Here is a 22,032-nt window from a genome sequence, read left to right as displayed (position 1 = left end):
TCATTTTTTTAAGTACTATTGACGTGATAATAAATTACAAGTAACATTATTAATTAGTAAAATGAAGTCTTTTTGACTAACAGATAAGAGATCGATATTAGGAGAAGGAAGTGCAGTTTTTTAATGAATATTTTGTTGGTAAAACAAGCTTCGTTAGTATGTGATGGTATTTTTGGACTGTTAAAGCGTCACTTTCCAAACAGTAAGCTATCACTATGTAGTCAATATGACTGTCAGGAATTTTTAGCGTATAGTGAACAAGCAAATTTAATAATCGTTGATATCAAAATGACTAAAGAAGTATTAAAAGTAATCAAGTACTTAAAAAATGAAGGTAAAAAAGTCATAGCTTGGGTTGAAGATTTACGTGATGATAAATTACCAGAGGTCTTTAAACTAAATTTAAATGGCTATATTTATTATGAAGTCGATGAAGAAACCTTAATTAAGGCAATCAGACAAATATGCGCAGGTGGTCTCTTTATCCATGAACCACTATCTAATCGATTGCTAGATATTTACACCAAATCTCAGTCAGAGCAAAACGAACCACCATTAGAGTTGTTGTCTGAACGTGAATGGGAAGTGCTCGAACTCCTTTCTAAAGGATATAGTAATGTTAAGATTGCGAATGAATTATTTTTATCGGATAAAACCGTCAAAAATTATGTCAGCTCAATTTTATATAAACTAGATGTTCCAGACAGAACAAATGCTGTATTACATGCTTTACGCAAGCGATGGGTTAGTTTATAAGTAGACAATCTTTAAGTAATTAAAGGATTGTCTATTTTTTGTATAAACAATTCCTGGTTGTTGATATTAATAATAAATGAACTTAAGGGTGGAAATGACAATGAAAAAAATAATTATCATCGCATTGGTCATATCATTACTTACTGCATTTATTGAAAATGATAAACGGTACCAAGATGATGAGATTAGACGTCCATTTATTCCGGGAAGAGAGCAAAATATCTTTTGAGAAAAAGAATATTGTTAAAACGAATGGTAGCGCTTGAGTTTATTTCAAATATGGGGGATGATCTTAACAGAATTAATATTTTTATAGATTATAAGTTTGAGAGGGGAAAGTTTTTTGTCGAAGAAAGCGTCACTTATGCCATTAAAAATGTTGTTATTCAGTTTCTATGGCGCTAATACTATGATTGTTAGTTTTTTACCATTATTATTAACCTATCGTGGGTTAAGTAGACAAGAGGTTGGCTGGGTACTAGCAATTGGACCCGCAGTGTCAATTGTTGCGCAGCTGTTTTGGGGATATATTAGTGATAAGTTTCAAACGGTGAAAAATGTGTTGATCATCACGCTAATTGGGTTATTAATTAGTAGTGTGTTCTATTTTCAAGCACAGACACTGATGTTGATTTTGTGCTTTTCGATTATTTATTACTTTTTCCAATCCTCAATTGCACCTTTATCAGATAGCTTGGCACAGCGTCAGGCAGAAGAGATCGGCATTAGTTTTGGTTCAATTAGAACTTGGGGTTCAATTGGGTTCGCTGTATTTTCAATCTTAGTTGGGGAAATTATTGATTGGACGGGGATTCAATATTTAATTATCCCATATTTTATAATGGCGTCGATCACATTGATTTTAAGTACGCGTGTAAAAGATGTAACGATTAAGAAAGCAGCGATTCAATTAAAAGACTTACATAAGTTATTTAAAAACGCACCACTAATCATTTTCCTTGTTGTATTATCTTTAGTATCAATTACCCATCGGATGAATGATTCATATATGAGTTTATTCATCAGTGATTTAGGTGGTGGCGATAATATTGTTGGGCTGGCTTGGTTTATTGGTGTTGTAAGTGAAGCGCTCGTTATAGCGTTCTCTGGCAGATGGTTGAAGAATTTGCATCCACTTATTTGGATTACTACATCAGGTCTCATCTATGCATTAAGATGGATCATCTATAGCTTGATTGCTAATCCAATGCTAATAGTTGCTTTTCAAGTGTTAAATGGTTTTTCTTATGGTATCTTTTTTGTTATGTCTTTTCAATATGTATCGAGACTTATCCCAGAACAGCTGCAAACAACAGGACACTTGCTATATTCTACCGTCATTTTCGGTATATCAGGAATTATCGCATCGTTAGGTGGAGGTTATCTGTTTGAACAATTTGGTGGTTCAACGCTCTACTTTGTGATGGCGATATTAGCTCTACTTGGTTCTTGTTTAATTTTGCTTTATCATATAGTTATCCGTAAGACTAGCAAAGCGGTATAGCTGGTTAAGCATCTGGTGGTAAAGGAGGGCTCGCATGGAACAAGAAAGAATAACAAAGGTATGCTTATTAGCAGGAAAAATTATGCTGAAAAGTGGTGCCGAAACGTATCGTGTCGAGGATACGATGGTTCGAATTGCTCGAGCGTTTGGTGTTGAAAATGCTCAAATTCATGCAACACCGACAGCAATTATGTTTGCTGAAGACATGACGTCACCAACAAATTTTGTCCGTATTAGTGAACGCGTTACAGATCTAGATAAAATCACTAAAGTTAATAGTATTTCAAGACATATTTCTGCTGGGCAGTTAACTTTAAAAGAGGCACGTCAGCAATTATTAACAGTAGAAAAGGATAACAATATGTTTAATACGTGGCTACAAGTGCTGGCGGCTGGATTTGCTAGTGGTTGCTTTACGATTATGTTTGAAGGCATGTGGATCGATTTCTTACCAGCTATGCTTGTTGGGATGATTGGGTATTATTCAATGCAAAAGTTTAATGAAAAGTTAAAAATTCGCTTTTTCGCTGAGTTTTTAGCGGCGATTTTCTTAGCTATTGCTGCATATTTTATGATTCAAATTCAATTTGGGGTTCAAATTGATAAAATTATTATTGGTTCAGTCATGCCACTAGTCCCAGGACTCTTAATTACGAATGCTGTTCGTGATTTAATGGCTGGCCATTTAGTATCTGGTATGACAAAGGGTACAGAGGCTATTTTAACTGCCTTTGCAATTGGTGCTGGAGTGGCAGTCGTCTTACTCGTTATATACTAAAACTTGTTTTGGAGTGATTTAATGCTGATTGAACAATTAGTTGTAAGTTTTTTTGCTGCAATTGGATTTGCGATATTGTTTAATGCACCGATTAATGTACTGTGGCAGTCTGGAACCGTCGGGATGATTGGTTGGCTAGTGTTTGTCGTTTTATCAAGGGTGTATGATGTAAATGTTGTCATTGCTACATTTGTTGCATCAGTTATTATTGGGATTATTAGTCAGATACTTGCTAAACGGTTTCGAACGCCGATCATTATTTTCAATCTAGCAGGTATTATTCCACTTGTTCCGGGTGGTCTCTCTTATGATGCAATGCGCTTCTTTGTTGTAAATAACTATGATGCAGCCATTTCAACTGGTGCGACAGTTGCCATGATATCTGGTGCCATAGCACTCGGGCTGATTTTTTCTGAAATTATCAATCAGATGATTCGTAATATGGATTGGCGTAAATATCATAGTGAATACGATCGTAAAGGTGTGACACGCTAACTGAAATTCAATTATGTGCATTGCTGAAGTATTTTCGTTAGAATATATAAAAAAGTAAATGAGGAGGAATATCTAAATGATTAGACTAAATAAATCGACTGATCGAGCACATGAGATTACGAATGATGGTGGAACAGTTTACCTTGCTAAGTCAGGAAAAAGCGATCTCGATGCTTTTACACCAGGTGACTTTCTTAATAGTTCAATTGCCATTTGTATGGGACTCACTTTAGATGCACTTATTGAAAGAGACGGTCTTGATATTCCAGGTTATACAATTGAAGTGGATGGAACGAAAGCACAAGACGTGCGCCCATCACGGATGGAAAAGTTTGATGTTAAGATTACTTTTGATGCAGATATTGATGAGAAACTAAAGAGTCGACTAATTAAATCGGCAAAACGTGGTTGTACAATGGGTAATACAATTGAACACGGTGTGCCAATCAATGTCATAGCTGAATAATTAATAAAGCTAAGTGTATTGAAAAGAGACAACCTGCTGTTTGAATTCATTCAAATGGCAGGTTTTTTCTATGACATATATTATACAAGTTTTTATGAACAAAACTCTTGTTGTATAGCTATATGGTGAATATTTATTCAAAAAATACATGGAATATAAATATTTCATTCGTTACTATTGCATAAACATACAACATGAAGTATAATAATTAATCACAATGGTCATGGGGAGTGTTATTGGATATGAAGGTAGCTATTATTGGAGGTTCTGGCTATGGTGGTGTTGAATTAGCGCGCTTATTACACAATCACCCATACGTCGAGTTAACTCAAATTATTTCACATTCTCAAGCTGGTACGGTATTTTCTGAAGTTTATCCACAAATGACTCAAATTCTCGATGAGCCAATGGTGGATTTTAATATAGACCAATTAGCAGCTGATGTTGACGTTGTATTCTTAGCTACACCATCAGATGTAAGTCACCGAATTGTTCCTGAAATACTTAAAGAGAAGATAAAATGTATTGACCTTTCAGGAGATTTCCGATTGAAGGATCCAGCATTATATCAATCGTGGTACGGTTTTGAGAATACGGCAAAAGACTATCTTAATCAAGTTGTGTATGGTCTAAGTGAAGTTTATCAAGCAAAGATAGAAGGTGCTGAACTAATTGCAAATCCAGGCTGTTTTCCTACTGCTGGCTTGCTTGCTTTAATTCCATTAGTTCAGGCTCAAGTTATTTCTACTCAATCAATCATTATTGATGGGAAAACGGGTGTATCAGGTGCTGGAAGAGGCCTATCGCTAAATGTTCATTTCGCTGAGATGAATGAAAATGCTAAAGCATATCAACTAGGGGTGCATAAACATATCCCAGAATTAGAACAAGAATTATCTGAAAAATCAAATGATTCAATCAAACTAAATTTTACGCCACACATTGTCCCGATGACACGAGGGATTATGATGACAAGCTATACAGATTTAGTAAGTGAGCAATCAGCTGACGACATTTTAGACATTTATCGATCATATTATCATAATCAACCATTTATCCGGATCAGAACGAATGATCAGATACCAAGCACTAAGGAAGTTTACGGTAGCAATTATTGCGATATTGGTTTTCATATTGATCGACGAACAAATAAGTTAATCGTTGTATCTGTGATTGATAATTTAGTCAAAGGTGCATCTGGTCAAGCAATTCAAAACTTGAACATAATGGCTGGTTTGGACCAGAAAACGGGACTCAATCAATTACCGATTTACCCATAGGAGGCGACTATGATGAATGTAATAGGGGAGAAACAAGGGGAAATAAAGCTAGTTAATGGTGGTGTATCGACACCGACTGGATACCTTTCGGGTGGACTTCATTGCGGCATTAGGAGAGAAAAGCCAGATCTAGGTTGGCTCATATCTGAAGTTCCGGCTGATGCATTCGCCGTATATACAAAAAATATTTTTCAAGCAGCACCGCTTAAAGTTACTCAAGCTAGTCTTTCAGTTGCACAAAAATTACAAGGCATCATTGTTAACTCTGGGAATGCCAATGCATGTACAGGTGAACAAGGTTTAACTGATGCTTATCAGATGAGAGAATTAATGGCTGATAGGCTTCAAATAGATCAACACTATGTTGCAGTAGCATCAACGGGAGTCATTGGTGAGTTTTTACCAATGGGTAAAATCAACAAAGGGATTCAAGCAATTGAATTTAAACAGGGAAGTGTCCCGCTATTTGAAACAGCAATATTAACAACGGATACAAAAGAAAAAAAGATTGCAGTTCAAATTGAAGTTGACGGTAAAACAGTCACAATAGGTGGTGCGGCAAAAGGGTCTGGAATGATTAATCCAAATATGGCGACAATGCTAGGATTTATTACGACAGATGCAGTCGTTGATCCGAACGTACTTGAACAAGAGTTAAAAACTCAAACAGATCAAAGCTTTAACATGATTACAGTAGATGGGGACACATCAACGAATGATATGGTCATTGTAATGGCTAATGGTTTAGCAGGGAATGAAATGCTAGATCATGCTCATCCAGACTTGCCGGTCTTTGTTAAGGCACTTAGCCATGTGTTTCAATTTTTGGCAAAGGAAATTGCCCGTGATGGTGAAGGTGCGACGAAATTAATTGAGGTAAATGTTGAAGGAACAGAGACAGAAGAAGCAGCTCGTCAAATTGCTAAAGCCGTCATCAGTTCAAATTTAGTCAAGACAGCTATTCATGGTGCAGATGCGAATTGGGGTCGAATCATTACAGCCATCGGCTATAGTGGCGTCCAATTCGAACCAAATGAAGTAACCGTCAAAATCGGTGATAAAACTGTTGTGGAAAATGGCTTACCAAAGCCGTTTGATGAAGCGGAACTGAAGAGTATCTTAGAGCAGGATGAAGTTAAACTTTACATCAATATGGGATCTTCTCATTACTCAGCATTAGGTTGGGGCTGTGATTTATCTTATGAGTATATAAGAATTAACGCCTTATACAGAACATAGGGGAGGTGTAGTGATGTCATATTTAGTGATTAAATGTGGTGGGAGTATAGTTGAAGAACTTCCTAGCTCCTTTTTTAGCGATTTAAAAAAATTACAGCAAATAAAACAGGTAAAGCCAATCATTGTTCACGGTGGTGGGCCGATGATTACAAGTCAACTAAAGTTAATGAACGTTAAAACGACGTTTGTTAATGGTTTGCGTGTAACAACTAAGGAAGTTTTAGATGTTGTCGAGATGGTTTTAAGTGGTTCAGTTAACAAGCAAATTGTCCGTCGCATGCTCGATCAAGGCGTGAAGGGAATGGGTATGAGTGGTGTTGACGGTCAGTTACTCCAAGCGGTGCCAATTAAAGAGACGGATAAATATGGCTATGTCGGACAGATCAAATCAGTTAATGTAAAATTGCTAGAATCATTAGCTGATCAGGACTATATTCCAGTGATTTCACCAATTGCTATCAGTGAAGATCATCAACACTATAATATTAATGCTGATGTAGCGGCAGCAGCAATCGCAGCATCTCTCCAAGCTCCGTTATGTTTTATTAGTGATATTCCGGGTGTGCTCGTTAACGATAAAGTGCTACATTTTGCAGATCAAAAGAAAATTGAACAATTAATTCAAAATCAAACAATCAATGGCGGAATGATTCCTAAGGTCAAGGCAGCACTTAGTGCATTAAATGCAGGTGCACCAGAAGTGTCAATTGTAAACGGTATGGACCATCATGCGCTAGTTGATTTTGTTCAAGGAAAAAGGATCGGAACACGGATTCAGTTAAGGGAGATTAGCTATGTTTAAAGAACAAAATGCAGTCATGTCAACATATAATCGTTTTCCAATTTCAATTGTAAAAGGGGAAGGAAGCTATGTCTGGGATCAAAATGGGATAAAGTATTTAGATTATACAGCTGGAATTGGTACATGTAACCTAGGTCATCGACCAGTAACAGTAGAATCGGCATTACAGGAGCAACTAAGTAAGCTCTGGCATTGTTCTAACTTATATACAATTCCTCATCAAGAGCAGTTAGCTGAAAAATTAACGGCCAATAGTATTTTTGATCAAGTATTCTTTTGTAATAGTGGCGCAGAGGCAAATGAAGCAGCGATAAAACTAGCGCGTCGATATGCTCAGAAGGTTAAGCAAACCAATCAATACGAGATCGTGACATTTAAACAATCATTTCATGGTCGGACATTAGCTACACTTTATGCTACTGGTCAAGAAAAGATTCAGGACGGTTTTGCACCAAGGACACCTGGCTTTAGGTATTTACCGTATAATGATTTTGACGCATTGGATCAGCTTGTTCAGGAAGAGACGTGTGCGGTTATGTTAGAGCTTGTTCAAGGTGAGGGTGGAGTTAATCCGGCTGACCAAGCGTGGTTAGACCAGCTCGTAAAATTGTGTAAAGCAAATGATCTATTAATTATCGTTGATGAGGTTCAAACAGGTATGGGTCGAACAGGGACTCTATTTGCTTATGAACAGTATCGAATTGATCCAGATATTGTGACATTAGCAAAAGGGTTAGGATCTGGATTTCCTGTTGGTGCACTTTTAGCAAATAACAAAGTTGCTCAAGCCTTTACCCCTGGTAGCCACGGCTCTACTTTTGGTGGAAACCCGTTAGCAATGACTGCTGGATCAGCAACGCTTGAACAAATGACTTCTAGCAGCTTTTTTCCAGAGTTAAGTAAGAATATTGAGTATTTATGGCTTGAATTACAGACTGTTTGTAAACAGTTCAAGCAAGTAAAAGGCTTACGAGGAAAGGGTTATTTAATTGGCATTGAAGTTGAGGGGCAGGCAGTAGATTATGTGCATCGGGCGAGAGAAGAGCATCAATTATTAATTTTAGTTGCTGGTCCGAAAGTGATTCGATTGTTACCACCACTAACAACGACAAAGTTAGAGATAGATCAATTTATTAATACGATAAAAACAATTTTTGCAGATTAAAATGACTGCCCTCTCTGATTTGAGAAGGCAGTCATTTATCTTTGCTTAATGGGTAGCAGTAATCTTAGACCGTTAAAAATAACGGCTAGTGTACTTCCCTCGTGGAAGACTACTCCAATGGCTAGACTCATTGTACCGAATATATTAAATACATTTAGCATCAAAACAACGATTAAGGCAATTGCGATATTTTGATTTACAACTCGATTCATTTTTTGAGCCACTTTGTGAGCATAGCTAAATTTCTCTAAATTGTTTTCCATAATCACGGCATCTGCCACTTCAATTGCAACATCAGTTCCTTCCCCCATAGCAAATCCAACATCTGCAGTGACAAGGGCAGGTGCATCATTAACGCCATCACCAACCATTGCCGTTAATCCTGATAGTTTTTGAATCGATTCAATATGTTTTGCTTTATCTTCAGGTAAAACATTACTATAAACTTGATTGATCCCAATTGATTTAGCAATATATTGACTTGTCGCCTCGTTATCTCCGGTGATCATAATCGTTTTGATTTGCTGTTGATTTAGGTAGTTAATAACAGGTGATACATATTGGCTTGGCGTATCGAGCATGGCAATTAAACCAACGACTCGATCATTCTCTCTAAATAGAACAACTGTCTTTCCTTCTTTTGTTAATGTTTCATACCGCTTGTTAAACTCAGCGGTTAATTGCTCGTTTTCTTGTAATTTTCCAATCGAATAATGAGTATCGTTATACTGTGTTGATAACCCTTTGCCAATCTGATTTAACGTTGTTACAGTTAAATCTTCAGAAGCTGAAAATTTATTTAAGATCGCATCAGCTAATGGATGATTTGCTTCCTTTTCCATTGCGACAATAATATCGATCCATTTTGACGCTTTAGTATCATCAATGAACAAGTAATCAGTTACTGTTGGCTTTCCTACAGTTAATGTACCTGTTTTATCAAATGCCACAGCCTTAATTGAACCTAAGTTTGCGATAAAATCGCCACCTTTAAATAAGATCCCTCGTTTTGCTAAATGAGCGATTGCTGATAAGTTCGTTGGAATCGATGCGGCCGCCAGTGCACATGGAGAAGATGCGACCAATGTCACCATCCCTCTATACAAGCTTGTTGACCAATCCCAACTAGTCAATAGTTGTGATAATAAGATAAATATAGGGACAAAGATTAAGACAGCTGTGACGTAAATCGGTTCAGCTTGTTTAATTTTTGTTGCGACAGGAGATAGTTGATCTTGAGCTTCTTGAACTGTCCGCATAATTTGCCCAAAAACACTTTCCTGACTTGATTTCGTCACCGTCATTGTGAATGAATGGTTCTGATTTATTGTACTACCGAAAACTTCATCTCCGACTGTTTTTTCTTGCACAATACTTTCTCCTGTAATCGATGCTTCATTGATTAAACCAGTTCCAGATGTAATGACACCATCTGTTGGTACTTGATCACCGGGTAAAATTTGTACATGGTCGCCAATTTTAATATCTTCTACATCGACAATTTTGATTTGACCATTTTCGGTAATTTTTCGTGCAGTAGTAGGATGCATGTTAAGTAAGTTAGTAATATCCTTTTTGCTTTTGTTTTTTGCGTAGCCTTCTAAAAAGTGAGCTCCTGCAAAGATTAATATTAACAATGATGCCTCTGAAAATTGTCCAATGATCATAGCTCCAAAGGCAGCAAGTGACATTAACAAATGAATATTCGGGTAAAATCGCTTTCTATTGATTGATTGCTGAAATGTGTCTGTGACACCCTCGATAACGACGTGATTTCCAGCTAAAAACACCACTGAAAAATCAACTAAATTTCCCCATAATTCTGGTAATGGAAATAATCTTGCGACTAAATAGCCAATTAAGCCAATCAAATATAACCAACGTTCAAGCTGATGATCGTGATGGTGATGATGGTGTGTCTCTGCTTTAGTTTTGTGAGTATGCGACATACAAGTTCCCATAATAATTTCTCCTTAATAAATGAATTGACAATCATATGAATACCTATTCATATGTATAATGATACATGAATGACTATTCATATGTCAATCTTTTTAGATCAAAATGGGTTCTAATTTAAAATCAAGAATATCGACAATTTATCTCAATAAATTAACCCGAACGATTAACAATCGCCCGGGCTAACGGATGCTAGTTATATTTAGTTTTATTGTCTATTTTAAAGCTGAAACTATTACATTAGATGTTGGCGTGGTGTTACTGCTCGTTCATTCCAGATTGAGCTTTCACCATATTCATTTATAGCTACAACGCTAAAGTAATAGGTTGTATCATTTGTTAGACCAGACACAATGATTGGACTGCTAGTAACATTTTTAATCGTAGCAGTGTATTCACCAGGATTAGTGCCATACTTAATTTTATATGATGTTGCACCTATTGAAGGTTGGAACCATAGTTTAGCACAACCATTCAATGGTTGCTCAGCATATAGAAGTGGAGAACACGGTACTGATTCGACAGTGAATGAATGTACTTTTCCACTTGATGCAGCTTGTTTATGTTGTAAATCCTTAGTATATGATGTGACCCTCCAGTAATACGTTTGCCCAGGTAACAAGACATTAGGCTCGACAGTATATCGATTATGAATCATTCGGTCTCTAATAATAACTGGCTTTTCCATATTTTCATCTTCAGCAATTTCAAGCTTATAAAAGAATCCGTTTTTAGATTTTTCCCAAGATAACACAGTTCTTGCTGTTAAGTCTTTGGCGCCATCTTTAGGTGATATTAGGTTAAAGGCAACAGGAGCATCTCCTTTAGCTTTAGTTGTAAAGTATCGAAGTGGTCCACCCATTTTTCTTTCACCATATTTGTTCATCGCATACACTGACCAGTAATATGTTGTATCGTATGCAAGTGAATTTTCAACCTGATAGTAGCCTAGTGTGTTAGGTCCATACATACCGGTATCTCTAACGGTTGTCACATTGTCTATTTCAACCACGGGATCTGATAAATCCGGATTTTTAGAAATGACAACACGATAAGAATCCGCATTATATGATATTGACCATTGTAGTTCTGGTGTGACTGATTCATTTGGTGCATCAATCGTCGGTAAATATGGACTAAATTGTCCAGGTATATTTGGATTTTCTGTAACTAAGAATGAGTAAGCTGTATCGTTAGGGAAGCCTCTTTTACCATATGGATTAACAGCTATAACTGACCAATAATAAGTCTTGCCAACTAGTAAATCATTTGGAACTTGATAGCTTGGATCTGGTAAGTTTGATTCATGAATTAAGATGTCAGTAAAGTCTTTATCAGCAGCTACTAATAATTCATAATGTGTTGCCCCTTGAGCGACAGACCAGTTAAAACTTGGGCGAGTCGTAACAGCATTTCCGTCATCTGGTGTAATCGGATAGAAGACGCTAGGTGCTGAACTAACTTTTTTAATAATTGCAAACCAAACTTCATTAGCTTTTACTTGTTCAATGATAACTTGTAGCTGATCAGTTGCTTCTACATCGATTGAATATTGATAGTCTAGTCCAGTATTTTCGGAATTAGTAATTTTATAAAGATCTACTATCAGCTGTTCTTCTTGATAAGCATGGTTTTTCAATTGAATGGTGACTAAGCCATCACAATCATTTTTCGCAATAATAACTTTTGTCTCATCTTGATTGACACTTGAAACAGCTGTGAAATCTTCTGTTATATCAGTTGAAACATCAGCATAATCACCAGATAGCTGTGAAAACATAAAGTATACCCACCAAATTGGGCGACGTGCCGCAGGATTTTCTTTAAGTGCATTCGTTGTCAATAGATCACTCATGCCATTAGCATTTCGAGCTTCTAAGCAGCCCTTAATCATTTTGTTAACATCGGCACGAATTACATTTGCCATGCTTCTAGTCCAATCAGCGGGATGCTTTGAGCCGGCGTTATTTTCTTCAAAAATGATATACTTACCATTTGCTTCAGGGTGTTCTGCTTGGAAATCCGCGATAACCTTTCGCCACTGTTTCATTTGAGTTAAGGTTGCATAGCGGTCATTAACCCAGAATTCATGCCAACCAGGACCTTCAATTGTTATTTGACTTTCACTAGCAAAGGGGATGTAGAAGTCAGGAATCCCTGAGAAACCAACACCACCAGGTCCAACAGCTGGGATGAAATCAGGATAGACCTCTCTCAACGCCTCCCAATTGCCTTTAAAAGTTCGTTCAGTTCCTGTCCAGTATTCATTTGTTAGGTTAGCGAAGTCTGGCTTTGCACCATTGTCTTTGAAAAATTGAAGCGCATCTTTGATATATTGCTTAAAGCGTTCTTGTTCAATATCACTCTTCGTTTGTTTATTCTTAAATGTTTCTATTGGTGATCCACTTGATGTAGCCCATGAAGGGTTCATCCCTAATAACATATACCACTTCGCACCAAGTGCTTTAGCTCTCTTGTAAGCTTCTAAGCATCTTTGTAAAATGCTTGCTTCATGCTTATAATAAGCCCCATCCAAGTCACCAATTGCTTGGAAATTTTGCACAGGAAGTGTCTCGCGATTTAATACAGGACCAAGTAGTGAGATGCGACTATCAGGGACATCGTAATTTGGCGTTAAAATATATCCAAACGTACTAGGATCAACAGGTCGCTTTTTCTTCTTACAATCTACAATGACTGTAGGATTTTTTAAAACTGTAACATTAACTTGTGTGGAAAATCCTAATCCCTCTGCACTAACTAATGTTGTACCTGCTGTAACACCTGTGATGACACCAGTTTTTGAATCAACTTTAGCAATAGAAGGATCATCTGAGCTGTACTGAAGCGGTGCCTGGCAAGCCTTTCTCATACCATTACTGTCAACTTCTTGAATAGCTGTTTTGATCTGATTTTTTTCACTTACTGTGTATTGATTTTTATCAAAAACAATGCCATCTAGCGTTGGATTTTGATTAAACTTCCAAACTGCTAATTGATCGAGATTGATACAGTCAGAATTATCATTTTCACTAATTGAGTGAAAATTAATTGTATTTTTTCCTGCGCTAAGTCTTACTATCAGAATATTTTCGCGCCAAACATCCCATCTTGCGCTTATGCTTTTAAAAGTTACGTGTGTAGAAGACTCACCATTAATCGATAATCCTACTGTTCGATCTGTATTCCAGTTACCTGCTGCACCAGCAGCATAGCGAAGCGCAATGAAATAATCCCCATCAGTAGGCACATCAACAGTAAATTCAGTATTAGCATCTTTATTGTCAATATACCCAGCTACATAGCCTTTTCCGTTAAATCCTTGATTACTCGTTTCAACAAACGCACCACCTGAAATTTCAGCCTCGGCCGCATCATAGATCATCGCTTTGGGGTGAGATAACTCTGGCAAACTATGAATTGTCATTTATCAGTCAATCTCCTTTTGTCTATTTCGTCCTTTTAACCTCAATGTATCTCAGTGACAATATAATAACAACCGGTCTATTTATATATCTTGTCATGCGGTTGGGATAAAAAAAGAGCCCAAAAAAATTTGGACTCTTAATCAATTGGGTAATATTAAAATTTATCAGTGACTTTTTGTTGAAGGATAGGTATGATTGCAGTCATCTTCAAGCGCATGATCAATCACTTGAGTTAAAATATCATATACGTGTTGGTCATTAGGGCTATAAAAGACAGACCTTTTCTCACGTCGACTTTTTACAAGTCGTTCAGAACGAAGCGCACTTAATTGGTGTGAAATAGCCGATTGCTCCATATTAAGTGCTCGACTAATTTCTGAGACGTTCATTTCTTGCTCTTTAATTAATAGCATAATCGATAACCGAGTTTTATCACTCAACATTTTAAATAGCCGAATTGTCTTCTCGATTGTTTGTTCATCAAATAATTGTGTCATGAGTATCCTTCTTTCAACATTGATCCATAATTGTACATATTTAGTTTACAATATAAATCCTCCTGCGACCAGAAAAACCAAAAGTAAATCATAATCGTTAAACGACTCTTTTGTTTAAAGCCTTTTCATTATTATGCCCGTTTTTATCATCACGAGTAATCCAAGCAAGACCAAACACAATAATGATACCACCAGCGATTTGGATCGGTGAAATCATCTCGTTAAAGAGGAATACACCTGAAATTGTAGCGGAAGCGGGTACAAAATAACGGAAGAAGTTTGACTTTGTGGCACCCACTTTCTGCATTGAGAGATTCCAAACAATAAACGCAACAACAGAACAGATGACGACATTATAAACGATAACGGCTAGTGTCACACCATTTATACTTGCCCACTGCACTGCGTCCCATTTCGTTAAAGTAAAAGGAATCATAAAGATAGAACCAAATAATATGTACCAAGTCGTCACACGTAGTGGTGAGTATTTCTGCATCAATGGCATATATGATAGATTAAATAATGCGCCAAGAATACTGATAGAAAACGCTAATAGATTACCAATCATATAGTCAGAATTTAAGGTAAAGCCATCATCGCCACCTAAAATAATGAATGTAACCCCAACAAAGGCAATCATTCCACCGATTGCTAGTCTAAGAGTCATGCGCTCACGAGTAAATAATGGTGCAAATAGTGCTACAAAGATAGGCCAAGGTGCTACATTTAATAACGATGCGTTGGCAAGTGTCGTAAATTTTATCGAATACATGACAACAATTTCTAAAATTGTAATCCCAAAAAGTCCAATTAAAGCAAGCTTAATCAGGTCCTCTTTATCAACTCTAATGTTACCTTCTTTAATTTTGAGAATTAAAAATAATATCGGGACTGCTAGACCAAATCTAAATAACACAAAAATCTCTGCAGGAAATACTTCCATTGCTAGACGTGAAATGCCAAAATTAACACCCCAAATAACTGCTACTAAAATAAGTCCAAGATAGTAAATTGTCTTTCGTTTCAATTTAGCCACATCCACTCTTATGTATATTTGTCTGCTAGTAGTGTATAGAGTTAATCATAGTGGTGTCAAGTTTTGTTTTAAATGGAATAGATTATTAATTTTAATCTATTATTTATTTAACTGAAAACAGTTATTTAATTAAGACGGTGAAAAGTACCAATGACTGCGAATCTTTGATATGATTTTTAAGAAGGAGTGATGATAATGAATCAGATATTTAAAGCATATCGATTAAATAAGGACGATCAAGAAGTAACGAGAGGTGTTCAACAAATAACAGAACTCGATCTACCAGAAGGTGAGGTCTTAATTAAAGTTCATTATTCAAGCGTCAACTATAAAGATGCGATGGCGAATATGACAGAAAGTCCAATTATTAAAACGTACCCTGCTACTCCGGGGATTGACTTAGCGGGTGTAGTAGTTGAATCAGTTGATGATAGATTTAGTGAAGGTGACCCAGTTATTGTGACGAGTTATGATTTAGGGGTTAGTCATGATGGTGGTTATAGCGAATATGCTCGAGTTAAATCAGAATGGGTATTACCTCTTCCAGAAGGGATGACTTTAAAACAGGCGATGATTTATGGCACTGCTGGATTTACCGCTGCATTATCTGTTGATCAATTACAAGCACAACAGATTACACCTGATCAAGGCCCAGTTTTAGTGACAGGTGCTTCAGGCGGAGTCGGAAGTATGGCTACTGCAATGCTTGCTAATCTAGGTTATCAAGTTGAGGCGAGCACAGGGAAGTCTTCTGCACACGATCTATTAAAACAACTAGGAGCCTCAGACATTGTTGATCGTGAAACAGTCACAGGAGAAAAGTTAAGAGTTATCGATAAGCAGATATGGGGTGGGGCGGTTGATCCAGTGGGAGGCGACACATTAGCAGCAATCATTAGTAAATTAAAGTACAACGGTGCTGTTGCAGCTAGTGGATTAACAGGTGGCATTAAAATTCCAACGAATGTTTATCCATTCATTTTACGAGGTGTCCGTTTAATTGGAATTGATTCTGTATATTGTCCAATGGAAAAAAGACAGGAAATATGGAAACGGATGGCAACTGATCTTAAGCTAACAGACCAGCAATTTGAACTGATTACCAACCGTGAGATTACATTAGAGCAATTAGAAGAAACACTGCCTCAGCTACTAGAAGGAAAATCTTTAGGTAGAATTATTGTGAAGGTATCGTCATAATCGAGCACCGATAAACATTTATTTTATATTGATTGTCCGTACAAATTATATTAATATATAAATATGCAGTTATATATCCGTACAAGGGAAATATTCGACAGGAAGGTGTTGAAACTAATTGCTAGAAGCGTTAAAGGAAAAGGTTTTAAAGGCTAATCTTGATTTACCTAGATATAATTTGGTGACGTTTACATGGGGAAATGTTAGTGGATATGACAAAGAGTCAGGTCTAGTCGTTATCAAGCCTAGTGGCGTCCCGTATGATGAGATGACGATTGATGATCTTGTCGTTGTTGATTTAGACGGTAACGTAGTGGAGGGGACGAAGAAACCTTCATCTGACACAGCTACTCACTTAGTGTTGTATAAAAACTTCCCTAACATTGGTGGAGTTGTTCATACTCATTCACCATGGGCAACAAGTTGGGCACAAGCAGGGGAATCAATTCCTGCCTTAGGAACAACACATGGGGATTATTTTTATGGTGATATTCCGTGTACACGGAGGATGACACAAGCTGAGATTAGCGGCGAATATGAATTGGAAACAGGAAATGTGATTGTGGAAACATTTAAAGACATTGATCCTGCAGCAATTCCAAGTGTTTTAGTCCATGGACACGCACCATTTAATTGGGGTAAAGACCCAGAAGAAGCGGTTCATAACGCAGTTGTACTAGAAGAAGTTGCGAAAATGGCACTTCAAACACTACAAATTAATCCTGAAGCACCAAGAATGCAACAAGCGTTATTAGATAAGCACTATTTAAGAAAACATGGAAAAGATGCGTATTACGGACAATAAGATAAAATAATTGGAGGGAATAAAATGTTAACAGTAAAGCCTTATAAGTTTTGGTTTATTACAGGTAGTCAACCACTTTATGGACCAGAGACAATTTTAGAAGTAGAGGATAACTCTAAAAAAGTTGTAGCTGGACTAAATGAATCAGGAGTTTTACCTAACGAAATTGAGTTTAAACAAGTAGTAACTACAGCAAGTGAAATTCATAAGCTCGTACAAGAAGCAAATGCAAGTGATGAGTGTGCTGGTATTATTACATGGATGCATACTTTTTCTCCAGCTAAGTCATGGATTGCTGGATTAAAAGCATTACAAACGCCATTACTGCACCTGCATACTCAATATAATCGTGATATCCCTTGGGATACGATTGATATGGACTTCATGAATACAAACCAAGCAGCTCATGGTGACCGTGAGTATGGATTTATTGGAACGCGCTTAGGTTTAGGTCGAAAAGTAATCGTTGGTTACTGGAAAGATGAAAAAGTTCACGAGCAAATCGCTGCTTGGATGAAGACAGCAATTGGTGTTAAAGAAGGTATGAATATTCGCGTAGCTCGTTTCGGAGACAATATGCGTAATGTTGCTGTTACTGATGGTGATAAAATTGAAGCACAAATTAAGTTTGGCTGGACAGTAGACTATTACGGTATTGGCGACTTAGTTGAAGAAATCAATCAAGTTAAAGATGAAGATCTTGAGAAGCTATATCAAGAATATGAAGAATTATATGAATTACCAGCAGAAGCAAGCCAACCAGGACCAATCCGTGATGCAATTTTATACCAAGGTAAAATTGAGCTGGCATTAAAATCATTCCTAGCAAAAGGAAACTACAATGCATTTACAACAAACTTTGAAGATCTACATGGTATGAAGCAATTACCAGGATTGGCAGCACAACGCTTAATGGCGCAAGGTTATGGATTCGCTGGTGAAGGTGACTGGCGTACAGCTGCGTTAACAAGATTGATGAAGATTCTTTCTGACAATAAAGAAACATCATTTATGGAAGATTATACGTATCACTTAGAGCCAGGTAATGAGAAGATTCTTGGTTCACACATGTTAGAAATTTGTCCAACAATTTCAGCCACTAAGCCTAAAATTGTTGTTCAACCATTAGGTATTGGTAATCGTGAGGATCCAGCTCGTCTAGTCTTTGATAGTAAAGGTGGCGAAGCGATTAACGTATCTCTAGTGGAAATGGGTGGCCGTTACCGCTTAATCGTTAACGAAGTTCGCGCAGAACAACCAGAAAAAGAAACACCTAAGCTACCTGTTGCAAAAGCAATTTGGGAACCAAAACCATCATTAGCAGAAGGAACAGCCGCATGGATTTATGCTGGTGGAGCACACCATACCGTACTATCATTTGTTGTTACAACAGAACAAATGGTCGACTTTGCTGAAATGGCTGACATTGAATGTGTTGTTATCGATGACGATTTAAACTTACGTCAATTTAAAAATGAATTAAAATGGAATGACATCGTTTATAGAAGATAAAGTGTTTATACTTAATGAGAGGTGAGACTTTGGCAAGACCAAAGTCTCACTTTCAATGTATGGTAAGAGTTTATTAATAGAGTCTAATCTAGCTACTCTTACTAAATGATAACTACACACAATATCTGTTTAAACGCAGTATAGCATTTGCATAAAATGACAACAATTGAACGAACAGGAACAGTGAGGTGTGATTGATGCAAACTAAATACAGTATTGTGAAACAAGCAATAAAATCAAAAATATTGGATGGAACATTTCAGCCTCATCAAAAAATTAGCTCGGAAAGTGAGCTAATGAAACAATTTAATGTTAGTCGGCACACAGTTAGATTAGCGGTAGGTGAACTAGTTAATCAAGGTTGGCTTTACCGTGAGCAAGGAGCTGGGACATTTTGTGCTGATCGCTCGAAGGAAGACATTAATAAATCCATTTCCAATCAAAAAAATATTGCCATAATTACTACTTATATTTCTGACTATATTTTCCCTTCAATTATTAGAGGGGCAGAATCGTATTTGAGTAAGCATGGCTACCATGTAAGTCTCTTTAGTACGAATAATGATCATGAAAAGGAACGACATTTTTTAGAAAGCATTCTAACGCAGCATTTTGATGGCGTCATTGTTGAACCAACAAAAAGTGCGATCAGTAATCCAAATATAAATTATTACTTGAATCTAGAACGTCAAGACATTCCTTATATCATGATAAATGCATTCTATGATGAGCTTGAACCCTTAAGCATCACAGTTAATGATGAAAAAGGTGGATACATTCAAACAGAGCACCTAATTAAATTAGGTCACCAAAGAATCGTTGGGCTCTTTAAGAATGACGATGGCCAAGGCCCGAAACGAATGAAGGGTTATTTACAAGCTCACCGGAAAAATGGCGTGATGATCAATCCTAACCATATCATTACTTATAAAACGGAAGAGAAGTATCAACGGCCGAAAGAAGAAATAGCAAAGTTATTAGCATTACCAGAGCATGAGCGCCCAACAGCTATTGTGTGTTATAACGATGAACTGGCTTTAGCTTTACTAGATGTTATTAGAGAAAAGGGCATGCAAGTCCCTGAGGATATATCAATTATTGGCTTTGATGATTCATTTTTAGCGGAAGTGTCTGAAGTTAAGCTAACGAGTGTTAAACATCCAAAAACAGAGCTCGGTGAACTCGCGGGGAAAATGATTCTTGACATTGTTAAGAATAGAAGAGGTAATCCACATAAATCAAAAGAAGTATTCGAATCTATCGTTTTTGAACCAGAACTTGTTCTGCGACAATCAACGTCTGAACCGAAATTTAAAGACTGACGTTAACAACTTATTAGCTTAATAAGTAACCTGTCCGTTCGAGTAATGGTGATACGTATCAAGTCAAAATCGTTTTAAAGCCTTATGATACTTGTGTTTTGGCTTATTTAATTAATTTAATGATTAGAATTGAATTATCAGCTAAATGTCGATATAATGAAAGCGCGAACATATACGTATATTTTTATGTTAAAATGACTTTAATTAACTGATAAGCTACTTACATAAGAGATATGCGTATCAAAAAATACATTTTTTTGGAGGTAGAAGATGACTAAGTTAAAAGCAACATTGACGCTTGATAAAAATTATCAGATTGACAAAGTTGATGATCGTATTTATGGTTCATTTATTGAACACCTTGGACGAGCAGTATATGGTGGAATCTACGAACCTGGTCACCCAGAAGCGGATGAGCAAGGGTTCCGTAAAGACGTTATTGAACTTGTTAAAGAATTAAATGTACCGATTATTCGCTACCCAGGCGGTAACATGGTATCTGCATATAATTGGGAAGATGGCATTGGACCAAAAGAAGAACGACCAAGACGTTTAGAATTGGCTTGGCGTACAATTGAAACAAACGAAGTTGGAACAAACGAGTTTGTTGATTGGGCGAAAAAGGTTGGTGCCGAAGTAATGATGGCTGTTAACCTTGGAACACGAGGAATTGACGCTGCTAGAAACCTATTAGAATATACGAATCACCCCGGCGGTACATATTGGAGTGATTTACGTCGTTCACACGGCTACGAAGAACCACATAATATTAAGACATGGTGCTTAGGTAACGAAATGGATGGTCCATGGCAAATTGGTCATAAGACAGCTTATGAGTATGGCCGTATCGCAAATGAAACAGGAAAAGCTATGAAACTAGTAGATCCAACGATCGAACTTGTAGCTTGCGGAAGCTCAAGCTCAGAAATGCCGACATTCCCTGAATATGAGGCAACAACACTTGACCTTGCATATGATCAAATTGATTATATTTCGCTACACCAATACTATGGTAACCGATCAAATGATACACCAAACTTCTTAGCGAAAAACTTAACAATGGATCATTTCATTAAATCTGTTATTGCTACATGTGACTATATTAAAGCTAAGCGTCGTAGTAAGAAGACTATTAAACTAAGCTTTGATGAATGGAACGTATGGTATCACTCTAATGATGCTGATAAGCAGATTGAACCATGGACAATCGCGCCTCCTCAATTAGAAGATCACTATAACTTCGAAGATGCGCTATTAATTGGTAGTTTACTAATTACATTCTTAAAACACGCTGACCGTGTTAAGATGGCTGCAATGGCTCAATTAGTTAACGTTATTGCACCGATTATGACTGAAAATGAAGGACGTTCATGGAAACAAACAATTTTCTATCCTTATATGCATGCATCTGTGTACGGTCGTGGAATCTCATTAAAACCAATTCTATCATCTCCTAAGTATGATAGTAGAGAGTTCACTGACGTACCATATATTGATGCAGGTGCTGTTTACAACGAAGAAAACGAAGAGGTTACAATTTTCCTAGTTAACAAGCATTTAGAATCAGCAATGCCAATGGATATTGATTTAAGAAGCTTTGAAGGTTATGAGCTTGTTGAGCATATCGAATTAGTAAGCGATGATCTAAAAGCAGTTAACACAGCTGATCATCAAGCAGTAGCACCACAACAGAATACTCATTCTAAACTTGATGGTGGTATTTTAACTGCTCACTTATCAAAGGCATCATGGAACGTGATCAGACTTAGAAAAGGAGCAAACTAAGAA

At 36.9% G+C, this 22,032-nt stretch carries 19 protein-coding genes; 15 read left to right on the top strand and 4 right to left on the bottom strand.

All coding sequences use genetic code 11. The features are described 5' to 3' along the window. The first annotated feature begins 123 nt into the window (after nt 1–123). From AXY_RS10955 to AXY_RS10915, 10 genes are all read left to right on the top strand, one after another. Complete coding sequence (locus AXY_RS10955) at nt 124–756, top strand: response regulator transcription factor (RefSeq protein WP_015010881.1); 633 nt, start codon at nt 124–126, stop codon at nt 754–756. 100 nt (nt 757–856) lie between these two features. Beyond that, nucleotides 857–985 carry a hypothetical protein gene (locus tag AXY_RS13105; protein ID WP_269447582.1) on the top strand — a complete coding sequence of 43 codons (129 nt, stop codon included), beginning with the start codon at nt 857–859 and terminating at the stop codon, nt 983–985. A gap of 114 nt (nt 986–1,099) precedes the next feature. After that, the gene (locus AXY_RS10950) at nt 1,100–2,260 is read left to right on the top strand and encodes an MFS transporter (RefSeq protein ID WP_041450186.1); all 1,161 of its coding nucleotides are present in this window, start codon (nt 1,100–1,102) and stop codon (nt 2,258–2,260) included. A 34-nt stretch (nt 2,261–2,294) separates the two neighbouring features. After that, on the top strand, nt 2,295–3,038 hold the full coding sequence (locus tag AXY_RS10945) for a threonine/serine exporter family protein (RefSeq protein ID WP_015010879.1): 744 nt from the start codon (nt 2,295–2,297) through the stop codon (nt 3,036–3,038). A gap of 21 nt (nt 3,039–3,059) precedes the next feature. Beyond that, nucleotides 3,060–3,533: a threonine/serine exporter family protein gene (locus AXY_RS10940; RefSeq protein WP_015010878.1), complete on the top strand. Its 474-nt coding sequence runs from the start codon at nt 3,060–3,062 to the stop codon at nt 3,531–3,533. Between the two features lie 76 nt (nt 3,534–3,609). Next, nucleotides 3,610–3,999, top strand: coding sequence for an OsmC family protein (locus AXY_RS10935; protein WP_015010877.1), 390 nt, complete (start codon nt 3,610–3,612; stop codon nt 3,997–3,999). 242 nt (nt 4,000–4,241) lie between these two features. Further along, nucleotides 4,242–5,279: an N-acetyl-gamma-glutamyl-phosphate reductase gene (gene argC / locus AXY_RS10930; protein WP_015010876.1), complete on the top strand. Its 1,038-nt coding sequence runs from the start codon at nt 4,242–4,244 to the stop codon at nt 5,277–5,279. 9 nt (nt 5,280–5,288) lie between these two features. After that, nucleotides 5,289–6,518 carry a bifunctional ornithine acetyltransferase/N-acetylglutamate synthase gene (argJ, locus tag AXY_RS10925; protein ID WP_015010875.1) on the top strand — a complete coding sequence of 410 codons (1,230 nt, stop codon included), beginning with the start codon at nt 5,289–5,291 and terminating at the stop codon, nt 6,516–6,518. 13 nt (nt 6,519–6,531) lie between these two features. Beyond that, nucleotides 6,532–7,320 (top strand): acetylglutamate kinase, encoded by a 789-nt coding sequence (gene argB / locus AXY_RS10920; RefSeq protein ID WP_015010874.1) that lies wholly within the window; start codon nt 6,532–6,534, stop codon nt 7,318–7,320. Next, a complete protein-coding gene (locus tag AXY_RS10915) occupies nt 7,313–8,485 on the top strand; it encodes an acetylornithine transaminase (RefSeq protein WP_015010873.1) in 1,173 nt (390 codons plus the stop codon). Before argB ends, AXY_RS10915 begins: the two co-directional genes overlap by 8 nt. Before the next feature lie 35 nt (nt 8,486–8,520). On the opposite strand, the gene AXY_RS10910 is transcribed toward AXY_RS10915, so the two are convergent. The 4 genes from AXY_RS10910 to AXY_RS10895 all read right to left on the bottom strand — a co-directional run bounded on the left by AXY_RS10910 (nt 8,521) and on the right by AXY_RS10895 (nt 15,405). After that, complete coding sequence (locus tag AXY_RS10910) at nt 8,521–10,446, bottom strand: heavy metal translocating P-type ATPase (protein ID WP_015010872.1); 1,926 nt, start codon at nt 10,444–10,446, stop codon at nt 8,521–8,523. Nucleotides 10,447–10,679: 233 nt separating this feature from the next. Then, on the bottom strand, nt 10,680–13,871 hold the full coding sequence (locus AXY_RS10905) for a CBM35 domain-containing protein (protein ID WP_015010871.1): 3,192 nt from the start codon (nt 13,869–13,871) through the stop codon (nt 10,680–10,682). Between the two features lie 165 nt (nt 13,872–14,036). Continuing rightward, a complete protein-coding gene (locus AXY_RS10900) occupies nt 14,037–14,369 on the bottom strand; it encodes an ArsR/SmtB family transcription factor (protein ID WP_015010870.1) in 333 nt (110 codons plus the stop codon). Nucleotides 14,370–14,466: 97 nt separating this feature from the next. Continuing rightward, nucleotides 14,467–15,405 carry a DMT family transporter gene (locus AXY_RS10895; protein WP_407919028.1) on the bottom strand — a complete coding sequence of 313 codons (939 nt, stop codon included), beginning with the start codon at nt 15,403–15,405 and terminating at the stop codon, nt 14,467–14,469. Between the two features lie 195 nt (nt 15,406–15,600). Between AXY_RS10895 and AXY_RS10890 the strand changes: the two genes are divergently transcribed. The 5 genes from AXY_RS10890 to arfA all read left to right on the top strand — a co-directional run bounded on the left by AXY_RS10890 (nt 15,601) and on the right by arfA (nt 22,029). Beyond that, nucleotides 15,601–16,605: an acrylyl-CoA reductase family protein gene (locus tag AXY_RS10890; protein ID WP_015010868.1), complete on the top strand. Its 1,005-nt coding sequence runs from the start codon at nt 15,601–15,603 to the stop codon at nt 16,603–16,605. Between the two features lie 118 nt (nt 16,606–16,723). Beyond that, on the top strand, nt 16,724–17,410 hold the full coding sequence (araD, locus tag AXY_RS10885; RefSeq protein ID WP_015010867.1) for an L-ribulose-5-phosphate 4-epimerase: 687 nt from the start codon (nt 16,724–16,726) through the stop codon (nt 17,408–17,410). 24 nt (nt 17,411–17,434) lie between these two features. After that, nucleotides 17,435–18,922: an L-arabinose isomerase gene (araA, locus tag AXY_RS10880; protein WP_015010866.1), complete on the top strand. Its 1,488-nt coding sequence runs from the start codon at nt 17,435–17,437 to the stop codon at nt 18,920–18,922. A 197-nt stretch (nt 18,923–19,119) separates the two neighbouring features. Continuing rightward, nucleotides 19,120–20,244, top strand: coding sequence for a GntR family transcriptional regulator (locus tag AXY_RS10875; protein ID WP_015010865.1), 1,125 nt, complete (start codon nt 19,120–19,122; stop codon nt 20,242–20,244). A gap of 270 nt (nt 20,245–20,514) precedes the next feature. Further along, nucleotides 20,515–22,029, top strand: coding sequence for an arabinosylfuranosidase ArfA (gene arfA / locus AXY_RS10870; RefSeq protein WP_015010864.1), 1,515 nt, complete (start codon nt 20,515–20,517; stop codon nt 22,027–22,029). Nucleotides 22,030–22,032: the final 3 nt, after the last annotated feature.

This window comes from Amphibacillus xylanus NBRC 15112 (assembly GCF_000307165.1).
Classification (GTDB): Bacteria; Bacillota; Bacilli; order Bacillales; family Amphibacillaceae; genus Amphibacillus; species Amphibacillus xylanus.
The sequence above is the reverse complement of the archived record's forward strand: the minus strand, read 5'-3'. Positions and strand labels throughout refer to the sequence as shown.

What these genes read in the sequence shown, in the direction of transcription:
- AXY_RS10955 (WP_015010881.1), top strand. Translation starts at nt 124, where the DNA reads ATGAATATTTTGTTGGTAAAACAAGCTTCGTTAGTATGTGATGGTATT.
- AXY_RS13105 (WP_269447582.1), top strand. Translation starts at nt 857, where the DNA reads ATGAAAAAAATAATTATCATCGCATTGGTCATATCATTACTTACTGCA.
- AXY_RS10945 (WP_015010879.1), top strand. Translation starts at nt 2,295, where the DNA reads ATGGAACAAGAAAGAATAACAAAGGTATGCTTATTAGCAGGAAAAATT.
- AXY_RS10940 (WP_015010878.1), top strand. Translation starts at nt 3,060, where the DNA reads ATGCTGATTGAACAATTAGTTGTAAGTTTTTTTGCTGCAATTGGATTT.
- AXY_RS10935 (WP_015010877.1), top strand. Translation starts at nt 3,610, where the DNA reads ATGATTAGACTAAATAAATCGACTGATCGAGCACATGAGATTACGAAT.
- argC (WP_015010876.1), top strand. Translation starts at nt 4,242, where the DNA reads ATGAAGGTAGCTATTATTGGAGGTTCTGGCTATGGTGGTGTTGAATTA.
- argJ (WP_015010875.1), top strand. Translation starts at nt 5,289, where the DNA reads ATGATGAATGTAATAGGGGAGAAACAAGGGGAAATAAAGCTAGTTAAT.
- argB (WP_015010874.1), top strand. Translation starts at nt 6,532, where the DNA reads ATGTCATATTTAGTGATTAAATGTGGTGGGAGTATAGTTGAAGAACTT.
- AXY_RS10915 (WP_015010873.1), top strand. Translation starts at nt 7,313, where the DNA reads ATGTTTAAAGAACAAAATGCAGTCATGTCAACATATAATCGTTTTCCA.
- AXY_RS10910 (WP_015010872.1), bottom strand. Translation starts at nt 10,446, where the DNA reads ATGGGAACTTGTATGTCGCATACTCACAAAACTAAAGCAGAGACACAC.
- AXY_RS10905 (WP_015010871.1), bottom strand. Translation starts at nt 13,871, where the DNA reads ATGACAATTCATAGTTTGCCAGAGTTATCTCACCCCAAAGCGATGATC.
- AXY_RS10900 (WP_015010870.1), bottom strand. Translation starts at nt 14,369, where the DNA reads ATGACACAATTATTTGATGAACAAACAATCGAGAAGACAATTCGGCTA.
- AXY_RS10890 (WP_015010868.1), top strand. Translation starts at nt 15,601, where the DNA reads ATGAATCAGATATTTAAAGCATATCGATTAAATAAGGACGATCAAGAA.
- araA (WP_015010866.1), top strand. Translation starts at nt 17,435, where the DNA reads ATGTTAACAGTAAAGCCTTATAAGTTTTGGTTTATTACAGGTAGTCAA.
- AXY_RS10875 (WP_015010865.1), top strand. Translation starts at nt 19,120, where the DNA reads ATGCAAACTAAATACAGTATTGTGAAACAAGCAATAAAATCAAAAATA.
- arfA (WP_015010864.1), top strand. Translation starts at nt 20,515, where the DNA reads ATGACTAAGTTAAAAGCAACATTGACGCTTGATAAAAATTATCAGATT.